Origin of the sequence: Pseudomonas sp. NBRC 111131, from assembly GCF_001320525.1 — a bacterium.
GTDB lineage: Bacteria > Pseudomonadota > Gammaproteobacteria > Pseudomonadales > Pseudomonadaceae > Aquipseudomonas > Aquipseudomonas ceruminis.
On record NZ_BCBH01000007.1, the window covers coordinates 42,985 to 63,196 of the forward strand.

Below are 20,212 nucleotides of genomic sequence, written 5' to 3' on the forward strand. Positions count from 1 at the left end.
TCAGAACGACGCGGTCAGGCTGGTGTACAGGGTGCGGCCTGGCTCGTTGTAAGTAGCTGCGCCAGCCCCGTCGATACCGTTCACCCCCTGGGCATTGCCCGCGCGGAACAGGCGCTTGTCGAACAGATTGTCGACCCCTGCGGTCACGCTGAGGTTTTTGCTGATCGCATAGGTGCCGCTGGTACCGACCAGTGCATAGGGCGCCAGTTGGTCGTTCGAAGACCCGGTGACGCGGTCGCCATGGTAGTCGTATTTCTTCGGCTTCTGCTTGCCGTACCAGGCCACGCTCAGCTGCAGCGACAAGTCGTCGGTGGCTTGCCAGTCGAGCATCGAGTTGAGGGTGTAGGCCGGGGTTACCGACAGGGTTTCGCCGGTTTGCTTGTTCTTGGACTGCAGCATGTAGGTGAGGTTGTTGCTCCACTTCAACTGCTCGGTCAGCGGGATGGTCAGCGTGCCCTCCAGGCCCTCGACCAGCGCCTTGGGAATGTTCTCCCACTGGTAGATCGCAGCGTTGGCGTAGCTGCCAGAACCCCCTGTGGCGGTGCCGATCGGGCTCAGGCCGGAGTCGATCTTGTTCTTGTAGTCGTTGCGGAAGTAGGTGAGGCCAGCCACCCAGCCGCCCTGCTGGTACTCGATACCCAGTTCCTTGTTGACGCTGGTTTCGGCCTTGAGGTTGTCGTTGCCCTGCAGGTAGCAGCTGGTGCTCTGGCCATAACAGCCCTGACCACGGCTGTAGAGCAGGTAGTCGGAATTGAGCTGATACAGGTTCGGCGCCTTGTAGGCACGGGCGATGCCGGCCTTGAGGGTGAGTGTGTCGGTCAGCGCATGGGACAGGTTGAGCGAGGGGCTCCAGTTGTCGCCGACCATACTGTGGTGATCGAAACGCAGCGCCGGGGTGAGCATGGTGCCGGGGAGCAGCTCGATGTTGTCTTCGGCGAACAGCGAGAAGATTTGTGCCTGCGAAGTGGTGGCGCGGCCGCTGCTGGTCAGGCCGTCGACGGCGCCGCCTTCGCTGGTGGTCTGGGTGTTGGCGCTCGGGTCATCGAGCTTTTGCTGGCTCCATTCGCTGCCCAGGGTCAGGGTCTGGTCGCGCCAGGCGTGCAGTGGCAGGTTCAACTCGCCGTGTGCGGTCAGGTCACGCAGGGTCGAGGTGTAGAAGTCGGTGCTGCTGAAGATGCCTTCGGTACCACCGGCCAGCCCTTCGTTGATCCGCTGGTTACGGGTCTTTTCGTATTGCAGGAAGGCCATGCTGCTGCCGAAGTCCCAGTCGCCCCGGTGGGTGAGGGCGAAGTTTTCGCGGTACAGGATGTTGGTCTCCTTGCCCAGCATGCGCTTGACGTTGGCATTGGAGTTGGTGTTCTGGGTATCGCCGGTGTAGATGTTGCCCTGGCGGCTGAAGCCCGCTTCCAGCTCCAAGGTTTGCTCGGGCGTCAGGCGCCAGCTGAGCAGGCCGTTGATGTCCTTGTTGCGTACCCCCTCTCGGCCGGCGGGCAGGGTGCCGACCTGGTTGCCGCTACGCTCGGATTCATGGCCGGCATTGATATCCCAGTCGTCCGAGTCGGTCTTGGCGACATTGCCGTACACGCGGTAGCTCAGGGCATCGGTGAGCGGCCCGTTGAGGCCGAAGCTCACCCGCTTGGTGGCGCCTTCGTCACCGTGCTGGGGGAAGTTCTGGTACACGGTCATGTTGCCGTGGGTTTGGCCGGAGGCTTGCTTGGTGATGATGTTGATCACCCCGCCCATGGCGCCGGAGCCGTAGCGGGCGGCAGCCGGGCCGCGGATCACTTCGATGCGCTCGACCTGGTCGGCGGGCACCCAGTTGGTGTCGCCACGCGAGTCACGCTCGCCGCGCCAGCCATAGCGCACTGAACTGCGGCTGCTGACCGGTTTGCCATCGACCAGGATCAGGGTGTTTTCCGGGCCCATGCCGCGGATGTCGATCTGCCGGTTGTTGCCGCGCTGGCCGCTGGTGGAGTTACCGGTCAGGTTGACCCCAGGCATGGTGCGGATGATCTGTGACAGGTCGTTGGCGGGTGGACGCTTCTTGATGTCTTCGGCGGTGATGACCGACACACCCGGTGCCTGCTTGGTTTCTTCCAGTGCCGTGGCCACGACATTCTGGCTCTCCAGTTCGATGGGCGCAGGCTGGTCGGTGGCGGCATGCACGGCGCTGCTCAGCAGGCAGCTGGACAACAGCAGGAACGGGGCGAAAGGAAGCGGGCGGGGCGACATCATCGATCTCCGGAACATCGAGCGGAATGCAAGAGATCACGGATGATAATTACTCTTAATTGAGAGTAAAGCGCATTAACTTTCTAAACATTCTTGGCGATCGGCAGCAGCAGGTGCAGGTGCAGGCCCGGGTGGCCATTACAGGCCCACAGGCGGCCACCTTGCAGCTCGATGGCCCGCCGGGCGATGGCCAGGCCCAGGCCAAAACCGGCGCCACTGTCGGCCAGGCGCTGATAGGGCTTGAAGATGCGGTCCAGCGCATCGTGCGGCACCCCTGGCCCTTGGTCGCTCAGGCGCAGGTGCCAGTGATCGCCTTCGCGCCACCCGTCGAGGCTGATGTTGCCGTCGACCGGTGAATGGCGGATGGCGTTGCGCAACAGGTTCTCCAGCGCTTGGGCCAGGCTGTCCAGGTGGGCCTGGACCACGCATGTGGTGTCGAGCGAACAGCGCAGACGCGACGGATCCCAACCGCTTTCGAAGCAACTGTCCTGGCACAGCGCCTCCCACACCGACAGCACCAGCACAGGCTCGGTGAGCAGTTGTGGCTGCTCGGTATCCATCCATGCCAGATCGAGGGTGTCTTCGAGCAGTTTTTGCATGTCGTCCACTTCGCGGTCCAGGCGCTCGCGCAACTGGGCCGGTGGCAGATCGCTGTCGTGAGCGATGCGCAGCCGTGCCAGCGGTGTGCGCAGTTCATGGGACAGCGTGCGCAGCAACAGGCGCTGCTGGTCCAGGCTCTGGCGCAGCCGCCCGGCCATGTGCTCGAAGGCCTGGGCCAGCTCGCCCAGCTCATCCCGGCGTTCTTGCAGCGGCAGGCCGGGGCTGTCGAGGTCGTCGGCTCGCAAGGCGTCGGCACGGTCGCGCAGGCGGTTGAGGGGCGCCACCAGATGGCGATACAGGGCCAGCCCCATCAGCAGGGCGAGCAGCGCTGGCGCAACGCCGTGGGTGATCACGTGGGTCCACGGCGTAAGGCCGGTGGGCAGCAGGCGCTCGGGCAACTGAATGACCAGGCGGCCGTCTTGCGGGTGTTCGGGGAATGCGATGCTGACATAGGGCAGCTCGTCCTGCAGGCGTCGGCTCATCGGCCAGTCGAGCTTGCGCATGAAGGTCAAGTGGCTCGCTTCTTCGGCTGTGAGCGGCGTGCTGCCTAGGCTTTCCAGGCGCGGGCCGACCAGCGCCACCCAGGTGTCCTCGTCGGCTTCCAGCTGCCGCCGGTAGGCTTCGGCGCCCGCTGCACCGCCGCTGCGCCAGGCGTCTTCGGCCTGTTGTGCGTAGCGGGCCAGATACGCCTGGTCCGCCGGGGACAGGAAGTAGGTGCTGCGTTCCACCGACAGGCCCCAGGTCCAGATCAGCCAGGTCAGCAGCAGGCAGAAGCCGACCTGCAGCAGTGCGAGTTTCCACAGCAAGGGGTGGCGGCGCATCAGGTGTTTCCCGTATCCACCAGGATGTAGCCCTGGCCGCGCACGGCCTGAATCTGCAGGTGCTGGGCGCCGATGTCGGTGAGTTTGCGCCGCAGGTTGCAGACGTGTACATCCAGGCCACGGTCCAGGCGCGTGTAAGCCCGGTGCAGCACGGTCTGATAGAGGAATGCCTTGCTCAGCGCTTCGCCAGGGTGCGCGTGCAGGGTGACCAGCAGACGGTACTCCGAGCCTGTAAGGCCGGCAGGCTTGCCGTGGTGGATGACATCCTGGCGCGCCTGGTCGAGGGTTACTGAGCTTTCGCTGCGTGGTTCGGGCGGCTGCCGGTCGAGGGCGACGCGGCGCAGAAGGGCGTCGACGCGGGCGTTCAGCTCGGCCAGGCTGAACGGCTTGGGCAAGTAATCGTCGGCGCCCCGGGTGAAGCCACTGATACGGTCCTGTTCTGCTCCCAGCGCCGACATCAACACCACCGGTACAGCCTGCTGGCGGCGCAGTTCGTCGAGCAGGGTCAGGCCATCGACACCCGGCAGCATGATGTCCAGCAGCATCAGGTCGAAACGGTGTTGCTGCATGGCGATCAGTGCCTGGGTGCCGCTGGCGCAGGCCTGGACCAGGAAGCCACGGTTGAGGAAATGGCGTTCCAGGTCCTGGCGCAGGTTCGTATCGTCTTCGGCGAGGAGCAGCTTGGTGGGCACGGCGGGGCCTTGGATGAGAATTCGTATCAGTTACGAATCATCCCACTGCCGTCGATCTCGGGCAATGGCGTAGTGTGCAAGTGCCTACGCCTTTTGCGCGAAATCGCTGCGCCGGGCCTTTCAATTACCAGTTGTACGTCACACTCGATACCACGGTGCGCCCTTCCCCGTAGTAGCAGTCCCATTGGCTGATGCAACTGGAGACGTACTCCTTGTCGGCAAGGTTCTTAACGTTCAGCGCCATTTTCAAGCCTTTTAGGCGAAACACCGAGAGGCCCAGGTCGTAAGTCAGGCTTGCGTCGTACACGGTGTAGGACGGGATCTGGAATGCGCCTTCGTAGTCATCGCCGTAGTTGCTCCTGGCGTACCGTGCGCCCACGCCTGCACCCAGACCGGCCAATGGCGTTTCACCCAGCACCACGTAATTGAGCCAGAGCGCTGCGGTCAGCGGTGGGTTGCCTGCTGGGTGACGACCTTTGCGGCCATCGTTGTCCTTGGTGTACTTGATGTCATTGCGCGATGCCGACGCGATCACACTGAAGGCCTCGGTCAGCTCGGCCTTGGCCTCCAGCTCGACACCCTTGGAGCGAATGGCGCCAGTTTGATTGCTGAAGCCTGGGTTGCCGAGGTCGGTGGTCAGGATATTCTTCTGTTCCAGTTCATACGCCGAAACCTGCACGAAACTGTTCTGCCCCGGCGGCTGGTATTTTACGCCGGCCTCGTATTGCTTGCCGGTCGAGGGGTCGAACGCGCTGCCCTGCGCATTGGTGCCGGTGAGCGGCAGGAACGACTCCGAGTAGCTGACGAAGGGGGCAACACCGTTGTCGAACAGGTAGACGATCCCGCCACGGCCGGTGAACTTTTCGTTTTTGCTGTCGGTGCGGGCGTTGCTCAGTGGCTGCTTGTTGTTGGTTTCGGCCCAGTCGTAGCGCCCGCCGAGGACGAAAATCCACTTGTCGAGCTTGATCTGGTCCTGTGCGTACAACCCGGTCTGGGTGATGGTGTTGTCCCAGCGATAGTTGTTGCCAAAATGCAGTGGCTGGCCGTAGACCGGGTTGAACAGGTCGATGATCGGAGGGTTGTAGTCGTACAGGCCATTGAACTTCGAATTGAAGTGGTAGTAATCCAGCCCAACGATTGCGGTATGGCTGAGCGGGCCCGTGTCGAATTCGGCCTGGGCGATGTTATCGATGCCGAAGACCTTGTTGTCCTGTTGCCAGTCCACACCATACCGGGTGGTGTAGCGCTGATCGTTCACCCCGGTAATGGGGTTGGTGACGAAACGGTAACCATGCAACGGCGCGGTGTAATGGTCGTTGACCCGGGCATAGCGCGCATTCTGCTTGAGGGTCCAGGTGGCATTGAGCCGATGCGAGAACTCATAGCCGAAAGCATATTGCTCACGGTGGTAGTCGTTGACACCAGGTTCACCGAGAAACAGGTCGCGGTCGATCTTGCCATTGGGGTTGTCGAACACCGTGCCTACTGCTGGCAGGCCCTGAGCTTCAGGTACGCCTTTGTCTTTCTGGTACTGGGCGAACAGCGTCAGGCTGGTGTCTTCATTCGGCCGCCAGGTAAAACTGGGCGCGATGAACTGGCGCTTGTCCTCGACGTAATCGATTTCGTCGTTGCTGTCGTTGGCCAGTGCGGTCAAGCGGTACAGGTATTTGCCTTCGTCATCCAGTGGCCCGCCGAGGTCGATGGCGGCGCTTTTGTGGTCATAACTGCCTGCCTCGAACCTTACCTGATGAAGCGCTTCGGCGGTCGGGCGCTTGCTCACCAGGTTGACGATGCCGCCAGGCTGGTTTTGCCCGTACAGCACCGAGGCCGGGCCCTTGAGCACCTCGATGCGCTCCAGCGAGTAGGGTTCGATCTGCAGCGCGCCACCAGTGCTGCCGCCACCATAGGGCAGGTGCAGACCATCCAGGTACAACGGCGTCGGCGAGAAGCCGCGCGACGTTGGTTCATCAAACAGCTTCACCCGGTCAGAAAAGCCGCCACCGGTGATGCCTGGGGTGTAGCGCAGCGCTTCGGTCACGCTTTGAGCGGCGCGGGACTGAATCTCGGTGGCCGTCACGACGTTGATGGTTTGCGGTATCTCCACCAATGCCGAGTCGGTCTTGGAGCCGGTTGCACTGCGCTTGGCGACGATACCCTCCACTGGCCCCCAGGCGTTCTCAACTGCCTCGGGTGCGCTGACGTTGGTGGTGCCAAGTTGCAGCGGGCCACTTTGCACCGGTTGCAAGGACCAGCCGCCTTGGGTGTAAACGGCTTGCAAGCCACTGCCGGCCAGCAGGCGCTCAAGCCCCTGGGCCACGTCGAAATGCCCCTGCAAGCCGGCGCTGCGTTTGCCCTCGGTCAACTGTGCATCCACCGACAGCAGAATGCCCGCGTCGCTGGCAAAGCGATTCAGCACTTGGTCCAGGCTGCCGGCAGCGATGGCATATTGGCGCGTCTGGCTCATGCTGGCGTCGGCGGCCCACGCCAGATTGGGCAGCGTTGGCGCGGCGGCCAGCAAGGTGGCGAACACGCCTTTGCGCAACGCGCCTGTCAACGGAAACACTTTCTGTGGCGGATGGTACGGCACTCTGGAACTCCCCGTGAGATTGCGTCTGATTTGCTTTCAAGACCTATCCCGAACGAGAGACGAAAACCGACAAGGCTGTCTGAACATTTTTTTTGCTCAGGCGCGGCGTTTCACCGTCACCCAGTAGCGGGTGACGGACTCGACCCGCACCGGCAACGTACGCTCGAGGGCGTTGAGCACGGTGTCGGTGTCGCCCAGCGGAAACACGCCGGTCAGAAGCAGGTTCGAAACTGCCTCGTCGCAACGAATCCAGCCTGGCCGATAACGTGCCAGCTCAGCCAGGAAGTGACCCAACGGTTGACGTTCGGCTATCAGACGGCCTGTGCTCCAACTGCTGCTGTTGGGGTTCACGGGGCGGATGGGGCTGACGGCATCGTCACTGAACCACAGGCTATTACCGGCGTTCATGTACACCGCCGCGCCATGGCGCGGGCTGATGCGCAGTTGGCCGTCATACAACTGCACCTGGGTGCCGTCGTTCACTTCACGCACCGAAAACTGCGTCCCCAGCGCTTGCACGTCACCATTGCCGGTTTCCACGATCAATGGGCGGTTTTCGTCGTGCCCGCTGGTGAGCAGAATCTCGCCACTGATCAGGCGGATCCGGCGTTCCTGGGCAGTGAAGCGAAGGTCGATGGCGCTGTTGCTATTGAGGTCGAGCCGGGTACCGTCGCTCAGGACCATGTGGCGGATTTCGCCGGTGGCCGTGCGGTGTTGGGCAAATGTTGAACGCCAGGGAAGTTGATCCTGCAACAGGTAAGCACCGCCGCCGGCGACCAGCAGTAGCCCGAGCTGCTTCAAGGCCGCGCGTCGCTGGGGGTCTGGCCTGTCGCGCAGCACCGCCCGTGCACAGTCCACCGGCACCGCGCCGAAGGTTTCCTGCAATTGCTGTAAACGCTGCCAGGCGCGTCGATGTTCAGGATGAGCGTGCTGCCAGGCCGCGAAGGCCTGACGCTGGTCAGCGTCCAGCTCACCGCCCCAGTGCAGCATCATCCACTCACTGGCTTGTTCGACGATCAGGGCGTCGATCGGGCCATCGGCCGGCCTGCTCATGGTTCGTAGGCCAGGCGATAGCAGGCGACAATCGCCTGGGTCATGTACTTCTGCACTGAGCTGACCGTGACACCAAGGCGCTCGGCAATCTGCGCGTAACTCAGGCCTTCGAACTGCGACAGCAAAAACGCCTTGCGCACGTTCTCGGGCATGCGGTCGAGCATCGCATCGATCTGCATCAGCGTTTCAAGGATCAGCGCCCGGGTTTCGAGCGACGGTGACACAGGCTCGGGCAAGTGCGCGATGCTTTCCAGATAGGCGCGTTCGATGCGCAGGCGCCGCCACTGGTCGATCACGAGGTTACGGGCGATCTGCGCAAGGTAACTTCGACTCTCCAGCGGGCCAGGCAAACGCCCCGATACCATCAGCCGCACAAACGTATCCTGAGCGACATCGGCGGCATGTTCACGATCGCCCAGGCGCCTGCGCAGCCACGCCTGCAGCCAGCCATGGTTTTCACGATAAAGGCTATGAAGGGTATCGCTGCTGTCTGTCGCGGCCATGGAGGAAGGTCTACGCCCGTAATGATAGGGATTATCATTACATGTTACGCGGAGACTGGCAAAACGACATTCTGCGTGGATTTCAGGCATTAAAAAGCCGGCTTGTGGCCGGCTTCTCGGGGACGTTTCCGACTAATTTATGGTAAGCCGCAACCGCCTTAACTGTGTGGCCATCAAGGGCCTGAAGAGATGGCGAACGATCGTGTGGACCGCTGCCGAGCCCTCTGCTGCGCGGCTTACGCCGGGCGGGGCTGAATGTGCCGCGTAGCATACAAGGGCTCGCCCAGGATGCCCAGCAAAAAATGGCACAGGGTGTTTCAGCCAGGGCGCTGCTGGCGGAAATGTGACCAGTGAAACACCCAGCCGAGTATTTTCAGGCGTTCGGCCTGACGCTGGGCGGGCGTGAAGCGCTCCACGGTGTAGTTGCGCCGGTCATAGCTATGCAAGCACAACGTACCGTTGTGCCCGAGGCTGAGGCTGTTCACCCTGAGCAGGCCATTGTGCAGCAGGGCATAGGTTTCACCGTCTATGACGCGGGTCTGGCTCAGGTCGATGGCCAGCATCGCGTCGCGGGGGATCCAGGGCGCCATGTTGGCCGCGGGCATCGCCAGGCAGACTGCCTGGTGTGCGGCAACGCCCAGCGCCTTGAGCGCCTGGGCGGGAAGGCGCAGATAGACGGCGTCGATTACCGTGAGCTGGCCATCGCGCACTTCGTGATAGGGCACTTGCAGCACTTGGGTATCGTGGCTCCACAGCGATGTTGGTGCCTCCCCCGATGCCACCTGAGTGGCGCAGGTGCGCAGGATCGAGCAGGGGTGCTTGGGGCCTTCGCCGCTGCGCAGCCAGCGGCGGTGCACGCAGAACAGGTCGGCCAGTTCATCGAGGCGAGCCAGGGGAATGCCGCGCTTGAACCAGTTGTTGACGTGCTGAGGGGTGACCCCGCGCTGGGCGGCGAAGTCGGAAGGGGTCAGGCCACACTCGTGAAGGAGGGCCTTGAGGCGGTCACCGGATGTGTTCATGCGGCCGAGTGTAGCGGCCGAGTGCTAGCAAGGATATGAACTGGGTGTTGACGCGTTCTGTGCGAAAAGTGCCTGGGTGTAGGGCACAGGATTAGGACTGCGTAGGGTTTTTTACTACCTAAGCAGCGGTCGCAAAAAAGCCCCGAACAAGCGGGGCTTTTTGCGAACCAACCGGTATCAGCCCTTGTAGGCGGCGACCGATTTGGTGATCGCGGCGCGGGCGGCGTCGGCGCCGTCCCAGCCTTCGATCTTGACCCACTTGCCCTTCTCGAGGTCCTTGTAGTTCGCGAAGAAGTGCTCGATCTGCTGGATCAGCAGGGCTGGCAGGTCGGTGTATTCCTTCACGTCGACGTACAGCTGCGACAGCTTGTCGTGTGGCACCGCGATGACCTTGGCGTCGCCGCCGCCGTCGTCAGTCATGTTCAGCACGCCAACCGGACGGGCGCGGATGACCGAACCTGGCGCTACCGGGTACGGGGTAACGACCAGCACGTCCAGCGGATCACCGTCGTCAGCCAGGGTGTTCGGGATGAAGCCATAGTTGGCCGGGTAGAACATAGGGGTAGCCATGAAACGGTCGACGAACAGGGTGTCGCTGTCCTTGTCGATCTCGTATTTGATCGGCGCGTGGTTGGCCGGGATCTCGATGGCGACGTAGATGTCGTTCGGCAGGTCTTTGCCTGCCGGAATCTTGCTGTAGCTCATTGGGCAGTGCCCCCGTGTTTGATCAAAAAAGTGGCGGCGATTATAGGCACATTCCGCCAGGGCATGCCACGCCCGACCAGATGCGCGGGCGCATCAGGCGTGGCTTTCGCGGTAGTCCGGGTGCTCGGCCTGCAGCTTGGCAAGGCGGGCCAGCGGGTCTTGCCGGTAGAACAGCGACAACTGCCGGTACACCTGTGGATAAGCCTGGTGCAGCAGGTCCGGGGCGCTGAAGAAGTACTCGCTGGTGACGGCAAAGAATTCCGCCGGGTTTTCGGCCGCGTAAGGGTCGATGGCGGTTTCGCTGTCAGGGTTGGCGTCAAGCTGACGGTTGAGGTCGTCATAGGCCTGCTGCATGGCGCTGGCCCACTCCTCCACGTGCATGCCACTGTGCAGCGGAGGCAGGCCATTGGCATCGCCATTGAGCATGTCGAGCTTATGCGCCAGTTCGTGGATCACCAGGTTGTAGGCTTCCCAACCGCCGCTGTGCAGCACCCCGGCCCAGGCCATGATCACCGGCCCTTGCTGCCAGGCTTCGCCACTGTGCTCGCCGTCCCATACATGCTCCACGCCACTGGCGTCGCGGTGGCGCTGGGGGCTTTTGAAGTCGTCGGGGTAGAGGATGATCTCGTGAAAGCCCTGGTACCAGTTCAGCTCGCCCAGGTGCAGCAGTGGCAACTGAGCCTGGGCGGCGAGGAACAGGCGTTGCTCGTCGTCCAGCTCCACGCCGGGCAGCGTGGTCAGGTGCTTGTCGAGCAGGAACAGGATGCAGGCTTCGCGCAGCCAGCGGTCTTCATCGTCGCTGATGCCATCGAGCATTGGCAGACGTTGGCGAACCGCCTGCCATTGCTGTACATCGACCGGATAGCGCGCCAGGGTGCGCTTGCGCCGCCAGGCGCTCAAGGACCACATGCCCTTGGGTCAGTGCGCCTTGGCCGCGCGGCTCAGGCGGCCCCGCAGCAGGCCGAGGATCATCGGTACCAGCGACAGGAAGATGATGCCGAGCACCATCAGGGAGAGGTGCTGTTTGATGAAGGGCACATTGCCGAAGAAGTAGCCGAGGGTGACCAGCCCGCCTACCCAGAGCAGCGTACCGGCGACGCTGAACGCCAGGAAGCGTGGGTAATGCATGTGGGCGATGCCGGCAACGAACGGCGCGAAGGTGCGCAGGATCGGCAGGAAGCGCGCCAGGGTCACGGTCTTGCCGCCATGGCGTTCATAGAACTCGTGGGTGCGCTGCAGGTAGTCGCGGCGGAAGATTTTCGAATTGGGGTTGTTGAACAGCCGTTCGCCCGCCGTTCGCCCGATCACGTAGTTGGTACTGTCGCCCAGGATCGCCGCGACCATCAGCAGGCCTGCCAGCAGCACCGGGTCCATGCCGCCACCGGCAGCCACGGCGCCGGCGATGAACAGCAGGGAATCACCAGGCAGGAACGGCATTACCACCAGGCCGGTTTCACAGAAGATCACGGTAAACAGGATGGCGTAGATCCAGGGGCCGTAGTTGGCGACCAGCAGATCGAGGTAAGCATCGAGATGCAGGATAAGGTCCAGCGGGTTGAAATCCATGTACAGCACCTGTGTTCTTGACCCGCAGCTACGGGCTCGGGGACCTGCGGGAGGGTAAATTTTCACACATGTCAGGAGCAGGCATTATACGACTAAGTCGGAATCATGCCCGGGGAGTTTGTAGCGGGGGGTTACCGGAAGCTGCCGGTGCTGGCCTCTTCGCGGCGTTTTGTGCGAAGAGGCCGGCCCAAGTCAGTCCTGGCTGATCGGCAGGATGTAGCTCTCGAATTCGGTGTCCTTGCGAAAGCCGATGGATTCATAGGTCTTCTGCGCCACCTCATTGTTGGCACTGGTTGAAACCCGCATCCTTACGGCATTGGTGTCCCGGGCCATTTTCTTGGCTTCGCGCATCAGGTGGTCGGCCACCAGCATGCGCCGCGAGTCTTCGGCCACGTAGATGTCATTGAGGATCCATACCCGCTTGAGCGACAGCGACGAAAAACTTGGATACAACTGGCAGAAGCCCAGCAACTTGTTGTCGTCATCATCCGGCAGCGCCAGGTAGATGACGGACTCGTCGCGTTTCAAGCGCTTTTCCAGAAAGCTGCGCGAGCTGTCCGGGTAGGGCAACTGCCCGTAGAACTCCCGGTATCTGACGAACAGCGGGGTGAGCAGGTCGAGGTGTTGCAGGCTTGCCTTGATGATGCGCATGTGCGGTCCTCAGAGTCCATTTGGGGAAACAGCGGAATGCCAGCAGCGTTCAAGGGCATGCTGCCCAAAGCCGGCCTGAAGCGCAATCCGCCTTCCGTGACATGTGCTTAACCTTCACCGAGCAGGAAGTTTCCTTTCTGATTTGGCGTGTGTTCACTGTCGATGGCGTGGACTTCTGCTTCGTCCTTCAGGTTCACGCCCGACAGCTGCCTGCGGCAGGCCTCGCGCATCAGGTAGAGCAGGCGATGGGCCGCCATGCCGTAGCTGAGGCCTTCCAAGCGGACGTTGGAAATGCAGTTGCGGTAGGCGTCCGTCAGGCCGACCCGTGGCCCGTAGGTGAAATACAGGCCCAGGCTGTCAGGGGAGCTCAACCCCGGGCGTTCGCCAATCAACATCACGGTCATGCGCGCGCCAAGCAGTTGGCCCACTTCGTCGGCCACGGCCACTCGGCCCTGCTCCACCAACACCACCGGTGCGCTGCTCCAGCCATCGGCGGCGGCTTGCTCATCGAAACGGGCCAGGAACGGCAGGGTATGGCGATGTACGGCCAGGGCCGAAAGGCCATCGGCAACGACGATGGCCAGGTCGACTCCGCCCGGGTTGGCCTGGGCGTGCTGGCGCAACTGCTCGGCCGAGTCTTCGTTCAGGCGCCTGCCCAAGTCAGGGCGTTGCAGATATTGATGACGGTCGTTGGCGGCGCTGTGCAGCACCAGGCTGTCGCGCCCGCGGCCCTTCAATTGCTCGGCCAGGGCAGTGTGGTCGAAGGCCAGGTGTACGGCGTCGCGGGCCTGGGCATGGGCGAACTGAAAATCCAGCTGCGCGCCGGTCGGCAGGCTGATCCCGCTGCGGCCCAGGGCGATGCGGGCCGGGGTCAGGCTGCGCAGGGCCAGCCAGGGGTTCTCGGGGGTGGGCGTGCGATGGTCCATGGTCACCTCTAAGTCAGTTGCGCCAAGGCTTGGCGGAACGCGGGCGGCAGGTTGTCGCCGAAGCGCACTCGGCCATCGGCCTGGGTGAAGATGCCTGTGCGCTCCAGCCATGCCTCGAACTCCGGCCCGGGCTTGAGGCCCAGGGTCTGGCGCGCGTACAGCGCATCATGGAACGAGGTGGTCTGGTAGTTGAGCATGATGTCGTCGGAGCCGGGGATGCCCATGATGAAGTTGATCCCGGCCACACCCAGCAGGGTCAGCAGGGTGTCCATGTCATCCTGGTCAGCCTCGGCGTGGTTGGTGTAGCAGATATCGCAACCCATCGGCACGCCCAGCAGCTTGCCGCAGAAGTGGTCTTCCAGGCCTGCGCGGATGATCTGCTTGCCGTTGTACAGGTACTCGGGGCCGATGAACCCGACCACCGTGTTGACCAAGAACGGCTTGAAATGGCGTGCCACGGCATAGGCGCGGGTTTCGCAGGTCTGCTGGTCGACGCCGTGGTGGGCATTGGCCGACAGGGCGCTGCCCTGGCCGGTCTCGAAGTACATGAGGTTCTGCCCCAGGGTGCCGCGCTTGAGCGACAAGCCCGCCTCATAGCCTTCCTGCAGCACGTTCAGGTTGATACCGAAGCCGGCGTTGGCGGCCTCGGTTCCGGCGATCGACTGGAACACCAGGTCCAGCGGCACGCCACGGTTGATGGCCTCGATCGACGTGGTGACGTGGGTCAGCACGCAGGCCTGGGTAGGGATGTCATAGCGTTGGATAATGGCGTCGAGCATTTCCAGCAGGGCGCAGATCGAGGCGATGCTGTCGGTGGCCGGGTTGATGCCGATCATGGCATCGCCGTTACCGTACAGCAGGCCGTCGAGGATGCTGGCGGCAATCCCGGCCGGTTCATCCGTGGGGTGGTTGGGCTGCAGGCGTGTCGACAGGCGCCCACGCAGCCCCATGGTGCCGCGAAAACGGGTCACTACACGGATTTTCTGCGCGACCAGCACCAGGTCCTGCACGCGCATGATCTTCGACACGGCGGCGGCCATTTCCGGGGTGAGCCCCGGCGCCAGGGCGCGCAGGCTGGCCTCGGTGGCTTCATCGCTGAGCAGCCAGTCGCGCAGGCCGCCGACGGTGAGGTGGCTGACCGGGGCAAAGGCCTGGGCGTCGTGGGTGTCGATGATCAGGCGGGTGACCTCGTCCTGCTCGTAAGGGATCAGCGCTTCACTGAGAAAATGGCTGAGCGGAATGTTGGCCAGGGCCATTTGCGCGGCGACCCGTTCCCCGTCGTTGGCGGCAGCAACCCCTGCCAGGTAATCCCCTGAACGCGCGGGGCTGGCCTTGGCCAGCACGTCCTTGAGGCTGTCGAAGCGGTAGACCAGGTGGCCAACCGTGTGTACGAAACTTGCCATACAGAATCTCCAGAGCGCCGCAGGCCTGGCCCGCGGCGGGTGTCGGCAATCAGTGCAAGGCCTCTTCGGCCTGCTGGATCGCAGCGAATTCCTCTTCCGGTGTGCCTGCCACCAGATGGTGGCGGCTGTAGAACGCAAAGTAGGCAATCAATACGGCATAGATCACGGCGGCGCCAATGACCACCCGTGGGTCGACCAGGAAGCCTGCGACCACGGCGATGCAGGCGAGCACCAGAGCAACGCCCGAGGTGAAGATACCGCCTGGCGTGCGGTATGGGCGTTCCATTTTAGGCCGACGGATGCGCAGGGTGATGTGAGCAGCCATCATCAGCACGTAGGACAGGGTGGCGCCGAACACGGCTACTAGGATCAGCAGGTCACCTTGGCCGGTCAACGACAGGGCAAAGCCGATGATGCCGGGGATGACCAGCGCCAGCACGGGGGCTTTGCTCTTGTTGGTTTCGGACAACTTGCGCGGCAGGTAGCCGGCACGCGAAAGGGCGAAGATTTGCCGCGAGTAGGCATAGATGATCGAGAAAAAGCTGGCGATAAGCCCGGCCAGGCCCACCAGGTTGACGAAGCTGCCCATCCAGGTGGAGCCGCCGTAGGCCTTGGCCAGCGCTTCGACCAGCGGGTTGCCCGAGGCCTTGAGTGCTTCAGAGCCTGCGCCGCCGGGGCCGACCACCAGAATCAGCAAGGCGAAGGCGAGCAGTACCAGCATTGCGCCGATCAGGCCGCGCGGCAGGTCGCGCTTGGGGTTCTTGGTTTCCTCGGCCGCCAGGGGCACGCCTTCGACCGCCAGGAAGAACCAGATCGCATAGGGGATTGCCGCCCACACGCCGACGTAGCCGAATGGCAGGAAACTGCTGGCGCCGACCGCGTCGGTCTTGGCGATGTCGAACAGGTTGGCTGCATCAAAATGGGGCACCATGCTCACCAGGAACACAGCCAGGGCAATGGCAGCGATGGCGGTGATGATGAACATCAGTTTCAACGCCTCACCGACCCCGAAGATGTGGATACCGATGAACACGATGTAGAACGCCAGGTAGATCATCCAGCCGCCGATGCCGAACAATGACTGGCAGTAGGCACCGATGAACACCGCGATGGCCGCGGGTGCGATGGCGTATTCAATGAGGATCGCCGTGCCAGTGAGAAAGCCGCCCCAGGGGCCGAAAGCGCTGCGGGCAAAGCCATAGCCGCCGCCGGCGGTCGGGATCATCGACGACAGTTCGGCCAGCGAGAAGCACATGCACAGGTACATGGTGGCCATCAGTAGCGTGGCGAGGAACATGCCGCCCCAACCGCCCTGGGCCAGGCCGAAGTTCCAGCCGGCGTAGTCGCCGGAAATCACGTAGGCCACGCCTAGACCCACCAGCAGCACCCAGCCTGCGGCGCCTTTTTTCAATTCACGTTGCTGGAAGTAGTCCGAGCCGACCTTTTCGAAATCGACGGAAGAACCTGCCGGCGCGCCGGCGGATTGATCGCTTGGCATAGTTTCACCTGTTCTTTTTCTTGGTGGCCGGAAGGGTTCCGGCCAATGGTGATGGGTACTGCAGGAAGCGAGCCAGGGCGCTTCAAGCCGCAAGCTCCAAGCTTCAAGAAAAAGCGCGTCGGCGTGCTTTCTTGCAGCTTGAAGCTGGCAACTTGAAGCGATTGGCTTAGAAGAAGCCCAGCGGGTTGATGTCGTAGCTCACCAGCAGGTTCTTGGTCTGCTGGTAGTGGTCGAGCATCATCTTGTGGGTTTCACGGCCAACGCCGGACTTCTTGTAGCCGCCGAAAGCGGCATGCGCCGGGTACAGGTGGTAGCAGTTGGTCCACACGCGGCCCGCCTTGATGCCGCGGCCCATGCGGTAGGCGCGGTTGATGTCGCGGGTCCACACGCCGGCGCCGAGGCCGAACTCGGTGTCGTTGGCGATGGCCAGGGCTTCGGCTTCGTCCTTGAAAGTGGTGACGCTGACCACCGGGCCAAAGATTTCTTCCTGGAACACGCGCATCTTGTTGTTGCCCTTGAGCAGGGTCGGCTGAATGTAGTAACCGGTGGCCAGTGCGCCCTCCAGCTTCTCAACCTTGCCGCCGGTCAGCAGCTCGGCACCTTCATCCTGGGCAATCTGCAGGTACGAGAGGATCTTCTCGAACTGCTGCTGCGAGGCCTGGGCGCCGACCATGGTGTCGGTGTCGAGCGGGTCGCCGCGCTTGATCTGCAGCACCTTCTTCATCACCACTTCCATGAACTGCGGGTAGATCGACTCCTGCACCAGCGCCCGTGATGGGCAGGTGCACACTTCGCCCTGGTTGAAGAAGGCCAGCACCATGCCTTCGGCGGCCTTGTCGATGAAGCTCGGCTCGGCCTGCATGATGTCTTCGAAATACACGTTCGGCGACTTGCCGCCCAGTTCGACGGTAGACGGGATGATGTTCTCGGCAGCGCATTTCATGATGTGCGAGCCAACCGGCGTGGAGCCGGTGAACGCGATCTTGGCGATGCGCTTGCTGGTGGCCAGCGCTTCACCTGCCTCGCGGCCATAACCCTGGACCACATTGAGCACGCCAGGCGGCAGGAGGTCGCCGATCAGCTCGACCAGCACGGTGATGCCCAGCGGAGTCTGCTCGGCCGGCTTGAGCACCACGCAGTTGCCGGCGGCCAGGGCCGGGGCGAGCTTCCAGGCGGCCATCAGGATTGGGAAGTTCCACGGAATGATTTGCCCGACCACGCCCAGTGGCTCGTGGATGTGGTAGGCCACGGTGTTTTCATTGATTTCAGCGGCGCCGCCTTCCTGGGCGCGGATGCAGCCGGCGAAGTAGCGGAAGTGATCGACCGCCAGCGGGATATCGGCGTTGAGGGTTTCGCGTACTGGCTTGCCGTTGTCCCAGGTTTCGGTAATGGCCAGGACCTCGAGGTTCTGCTCGATACGGTCGGCGATCTTGAGCAACACGTTGGAGCGGTCCTGCACCGAGGTGCGGCCCCAGGCGTCAGCGGCAGCGTGGGCGGCGTCGAGCGCCTTGTCGATGTCTTCGGCAGTGGAACGGGGGAATTCGGCGATCAGTTTGCCATTCACCGGGGAGGTATTGTCGAAGTACTGCCCCTTGACCGGAGCTACGAACTCACCACCGATGTAGTTGCCGTAGCGGCTCTTGAAGGAAACCTTCGCGCCCTCGGTACCGGGATGTGCATAACGCATGGTGTGTCTCCTGGTTAATTGTGTTTGTTGAGGAGTTGAAAAGCGTAGAGCAAAGGTTGGGCCAGCGTGGGGAGGCTCAGGCGAATCAATGGCTTGCAGCACCGACCTGGCGCGTCCGGCGCCGCACTGTGTCGGGCCTGGCACGGCTGAAGTGACACTTTGTACCGTTTGCGACACGTTGGGTGACGGTGCATTGCAAAGCCTGGCGTGGAAGAGGATGCTGAGGTGAATCTCTATCTGCGGAGAACAACAACTAATGCAGAACAATCACTTCAGTCGTCATGCCCAGCAGGTCCTTACCGTTGCCCGCGGCGGGGCTGGCGGTGCGGGCAGTGACCCCTCCATCGCCCGCTCCTGGCTGCGCTGCCTGGAGGACTACCACCTCGATCCGTCAGTTATCCAGGCGCCGGTTGTGCTTGAACATGGCCGTCTGCTGGAAAGCCGCGAGCGCTTGCATCAGGTGCTGCAAATCGCCGATAGCGAAATGAACAGCCTGCACCAGCAGCTGTCCGGTGCCGGGCATGCGGTCCTGCTGACCGATGCCCGTGGGGTGATCCTCAACTGCGTGACCGCGCCCAGTGAGCGGCGCATCTTCGAACGTGCTGGGCTGTGGCTGGGGGCGGATTGGAGCGAGGCCCGTGAGGGCACCAATGGCATCGGGACCTGCCTGGTCGAGCGCCAGGCGCTGACGATCCATCAGAACGAGCATTTTCGTGGCCGCCACACCGGCCTGACATGCTCCGCCAGCCCGGTGTTCGACCCGCATGGCGAACTGCTGGCTGTGCTCGATGTGTCATCTGCACGCCCGGATGTCTCGCGCCAGAGCCAGTTCCACACCATGGCGCTGGTCAACCTCTCGGCGAAGATGATCGAGAGTTGCTATTTCCTGCGGCATTTTGAACAACACTGGCTGCTGCGCTTTCATCTGCAGGCCGAGTCGGTGGGCCTGTTCAGCGAAGGCTTGCTGGCCTTTGACGGCGACGGCCGCATTTGCGCGGCCAACCAGAGCGCTCTCAACCTGCTGGGGACCGTTCGTGGCGGTGTGCTGGGCAAGCCATTGGACCGGTTCTTCAACTGCAGCCATGACGAGCTGTTCAGCCGGGCCATGCCCAACGGCAGCACGGCCTGGCCGCTGCATACCCGCGATGGCCGCCAGGTCTATGCCAGCCTGCGAGGGCAGACGCGCAAACCTGTGTGGGCAATGCCCGCCAGCCCTCCCGAGGCCCAGCCCCCGGCTGCTCCCGGTATTTGCCTGCTCGACCCTGCGCTGCTGCACGACTTCCATCGCGCCGTGCGGGTGTTCGAACGGGATGTGCCGCTGCTGCTGCGGGGCGAGACGGGCTGTGGCAAGGAGGCTTTTGCCCAGGCCGTGCACCAGGCCAGCCAGCGCCGGGGCAAGCCTTTCGTGGCGGTCAACTGTGCCTCGATCCCGGAAAGCCTGATCGAGAGCGAGTTGTTTGGTTATCGCGGCGGCAGTTTTACGGGCGCGCGCAAGGAGGGCATGCGCGGCAAGCTGCTGCAGGCCGATGGCGGCACACTGCTGCTGGACGAGATCGGTGACATGCCGCTGGCCCTGCAGACCCGCCTGCTGCGGGTACTGGAAGACCGCCAGGTGGTGCCGATTGGCGGCGATGCGCAGGCGGTGGATGTGCGCATCGTCAGCGCCACCCACCGCGACTTGCTGGAGCGAGTGGCGCAGGGCACCTTCCGCGAAGATTTGTATTACCGCCTGAACGGCCTGGAGGTGGCGCTGCCAGCGGTGCGCGAGCGCAGAGACAAGGCTCAGCTGCTGGATTTCCTGCTGCAGCAGGAGGCGCAAGGGCAGGGGATGGACATCGAGCCACGTGCGCGGCAGGCGCTGCTGGATTTTGCCTGGCCGGGCAACGTGCGGCAGATGCGCAACGTGCTGCGCACGTTGGTGGCGCTTTGTGAGCATGACCACATAGTGCTTGCCGATCTTCCGGCAATCATCTCCAACACTGCTGGCCAGGGTGTTGCCCTTGACCGGCGACAAGCCAGCGCCAACGGCAATGGTGCACTAGGTGAAGGTGTCGCGGCACCTGTGCAAGCAGCCTTGCCGGTAACAGGGCCAGCACTGCTGGCGGATGTTGAATGCCAGGCGCTGTTGTCAGTACTGGAGGCAAATCGCTGGCACCTGACCCGGGTCGCCGAGCAGTTGGGCATCAGCCGCAACACCTTGTATCGAAAACTGCGCAAACACGGCATTGCCAGAGGCGCCTGAGCGAAACAGCGGGTGCGATTTTACGCG

At 62.9% G+C, this 20,212-nt stretch carries 16 protein-coding genes; 1 reads left to right on the plus strand and 15 read right to left on the minus strand.

Annotation, left to right across the window (positions count from 1 at the left end):
* The 15 genes from APH34_RS08990 to APH34_RS09060 form a co-directional block, all read right to left on the minus strand.
* Positions 1-2,232, minus strand: a complete 2,232-nt coding sequence (locus APH34_RS08990) for a TonB-dependent siderophore receptor (protein WP_054900828.1) — start codon at positions 2,230-2,232, stop codon at positions 1-3.
* Between the two features lie 83 nt (positions 2,233-2,315).
* Positions 2,316-3,653 (minus strand): sensor histidine kinase, encoded by a 1,338-nt coding sequence (locus APH34_RS08995; RefSeq protein WP_054900829.1) that lies wholly within the window; start codon positions 3,651-3,653, stop codon positions 2,316-2,318.
* Complete coding sequence (locus APH34_RS09000; RefSeq protein ID WP_054900830.1) at positions 3,653-4,345, minus strand: response regulator transcription factor; 693 nt, start codon at positions 4,343-4,345, stop codon at positions 3,653-3,655. Before APH34_RS09000 ends, APH34_RS08995 begins: the two co-directional genes overlap by 1 nt.
* A gap of 124 nt (positions 4,346-4,469) precedes the next feature.
* A complete protein-coding gene (locus APH34_RS09005) occupies positions 4,470-6,932 on the minus strand; it encodes a TonB-dependent siderophore receptor (protein ID WP_054900831.1) in 2,463 nt (820 codons plus the stop codon).
* 96 nt (positions 6,933-7,028) lie between these two features.
* Positions 7,029-7,985: a FecR domain-containing protein gene (locus tag APH34_RS09010; protein ID WP_054900832.1), complete on the minus strand. Its 957-nt coding sequence runs from the start codon at positions 7,983-7,985 to the stop codon at positions 7,029-7,031.
* Positions 7,982-8,488 carry a sigma-70 family RNA polymerase sigma factor gene (locus APH34_RS09015; protein ID WP_054900833.1) on the minus strand — a complete coding sequence of 169 codons (507 nt, stop codon included), beginning with the start codon at positions 8,486-8,488 and terminating at the stop codon, positions 7,982-7,984. Before APH34_RS09015 ends, APH34_RS09010 begins: the two co-directional genes overlap by 4 nt.
* A gap of 317 nt (positions 8,489-8,805) precedes the next feature.
* Positions 8,806-9,507: a S24 family peptidase gene (locus APH34_RS09020; protein WP_054900834.1), complete on the minus strand. Its 702-nt coding sequence runs from the start codon at positions 9,505-9,507 to the stop codon at positions 8,806-8,808.
* Positions 9,508-9,684: 177 nt separating this feature from the next.
* Entirely contained in the window at positions 9,685-10,212 is a 528-nt protein-coding gene (gene ppa / locus APH34_RS09025; protein ID WP_016484715.1) for an inorganic diphosphatase, read from the minus strand.
* Positions 10,213-10,305: 93 nt separating this feature from the next.
* Positions 10,306-11,121, minus strand: coding sequence for a zinc-dependent peptidase (locus APH34_RS09030; protein ID WP_054900835.1), 816 nt, complete (start codon positions 11,119-11,121; stop codon positions 10,306-10,308).
* Between the two features lie 9 nt (positions 11,122-11,130).
* Positions 11,131-11,778: a DedA family protein gene (locus tag APH34_RS09035; protein WP_054900836.1), complete on the minus strand. Its 648-nt coding sequence runs from the start codon at positions 11,776-11,778 to the stop codon at positions 11,131-11,133.
* A 192-nt stretch (positions 11,779-11,970) separates the two neighbouring features.
* Positions 11,971-12,429, minus strand: a complete 459-nt coding sequence (locus APH34_RS09040) for an N-acetyltransferase (RefSeq protein WP_054900837.1) — start codon at positions 12,427-12,429, stop codon at positions 11,971-11,973.
* Between the two features lie 107 nt (positions 12,430-12,536).
* Positions 12,537-13,355: an ethanolamine ammonia-lyase subunit EutC gene (eutC, locus tag APH34_RS09045; RefSeq protein WP_054900838.1), complete on the minus strand. Its 819-nt coding sequence runs from the start codon at positions 13,353-13,355 to the stop codon at positions 12,537-12,539.
* An 8-nt stretch (positions 13,356-13,363) separates the two neighbouring features.
* A complete protein-coding gene (locus APH34_RS09050; protein WP_054900839.1) occupies positions 13,364-14,758 on the minus strand; it encodes an ethanolamine ammonia-lyase subunit EutB in 1,395 nt (464 codons plus the stop codon).
* 49 nt (positions 14,759-14,807) lie between these two features.
* Entirely contained in the window at positions 14,808-16,256 is a 1,449-nt protein-coding gene (gene eat / locus APH34_RS09055) for an ethanolamine permease (RefSeq protein WP_054900840.1), read from the minus strand.
* A gap of 166 nt (positions 16,257-16,422) precedes the next feature.
* Complete coding sequence (locus APH34_RS09060; protein ID WP_012312535.1) at positions 16,423-17,943, minus strand: aldehyde dehydrogenase family protein; 1,521 nt, start codon at positions 17,941-17,943, stop codon at positions 16,423-16,425.
* Between the two features lie 256 nt (positions 17,944-18,199).
* Here APH34_RS09060 and APH34_RS09065 point away from each other — a divergent pair, with 256 nt between their 5' ends.
* Positions 18,200-20,185: a sigma-54-dependent Fis family transcriptional regulator gene (locus APH34_RS09065; RefSeq protein ID WP_054900841.1), complete on the plus strand. Its 1,986-nt coding sequence runs from the start codon at positions 18,200-18,202 to the stop codon at positions 20,183-20,185.
* Positions 20,186-20,212 lie beyond the last annotated feature (27 nt).

Excerpts from the sequence above, each read along its gene's own strand:
- APH34_RS09010 (WP_054900832.1), bottom strand. The coding sequence starts at position 7,985 with ATGAGCAGGCCGGCCGATGGCCCGATCGACGCCCTGATCGTCGAACAA.
- APH34_RS09015 (WP_054900833.1), bottom strand. The coding sequence starts at position 8,488 with ATGGCCGCGACAGACAGCAGCGATACCCTTCATAGCCTTTATCGTGAA.
- ppa (WP_016484715.1), bottom strand. The coding sequence starts at position 10,212 with ATGAGCTACAGCAAGATTCCGGCAGGCAAAGACCTGCCGAACGACATC.
- APH34_RS09030 (WP_054900835.1), bottom strand. The coding sequence starts at position 11,121 with ATGTGGTCCTTGAGCGCCTGGCGGCGCAAGCGCACCCTGGCGCGCTAT.
- eat (WP_054900840.1), bottom strand. The coding sequence starts at position 16,256 with ATGCCAAGCGATCAATCCGCCGGCGCGCCGGCAGGTTCTTCCGTCGAT.
- eutC (WP_054900838.1), bottom strand. The coding sequence starts at position 13,355 with ATGGACCATCGCACGCCCACCCCCGAGAACCCCTGGCTGGCCCTGCGC.
- APH34_RS08995 (WP_054900829.1), bottom strand. The coding sequence starts at position 3,653 with ATGCGCCGCCACCCCTTGCTGTGGAAACTCGCACTGCTGCAGGTCGGC.
- APH34_RS09040 (WP_054900837.1), bottom strand. The coding sequence starts at position 12,429 with ATGCGCATCATCAAGGCAAGCCTGCAACACCTCGACCTGCTCACCCCG.
- APH34_RS09065 (WP_054900841.1), top strand. The coding sequence starts at position 18,200 with ATGCAGAACAATCACTTCAGTCGTCATGCCCAGCAGGTCCTTACCGTT.
- APH34_RS09035 (WP_054900836.1), bottom strand. The coding sequence starts at position 11,778 with ATGGATTTCAACCCGCTGGACCTTATCCTGCATCTCGATGCTTACCTC.
- APH34_RS09020 (WP_054900834.1), bottom strand. The coding sequence starts at position 9,507 with ATGAACACATCCGGTGACCGCCTCAAGGCCCTCCTTCACGAGTGTGGC.
- APH34_RS09060 (WP_012312535.1), bottom strand. The coding sequence starts at position 17,943 with ATGCGTTATGCACATCCCGGTACCGAGGGCGCGAAGGTTTCCTTCAAG.
- APH34_RS09050 (WP_054900839.1), bottom strand. The coding sequence starts at position 14,758 with ATGGCAAGTTTCGTACACACGGTTGGCCACCTGGTCTACCGCTTCGAC.
- APH34_RS08990 (WP_054900828.1), bottom strand. The coding sequence starts at position 2,232 with ATGTCGCCCCGCCCGCTTCCTTTCGCCCCGTTCCTGCTGTTGTCCAGC.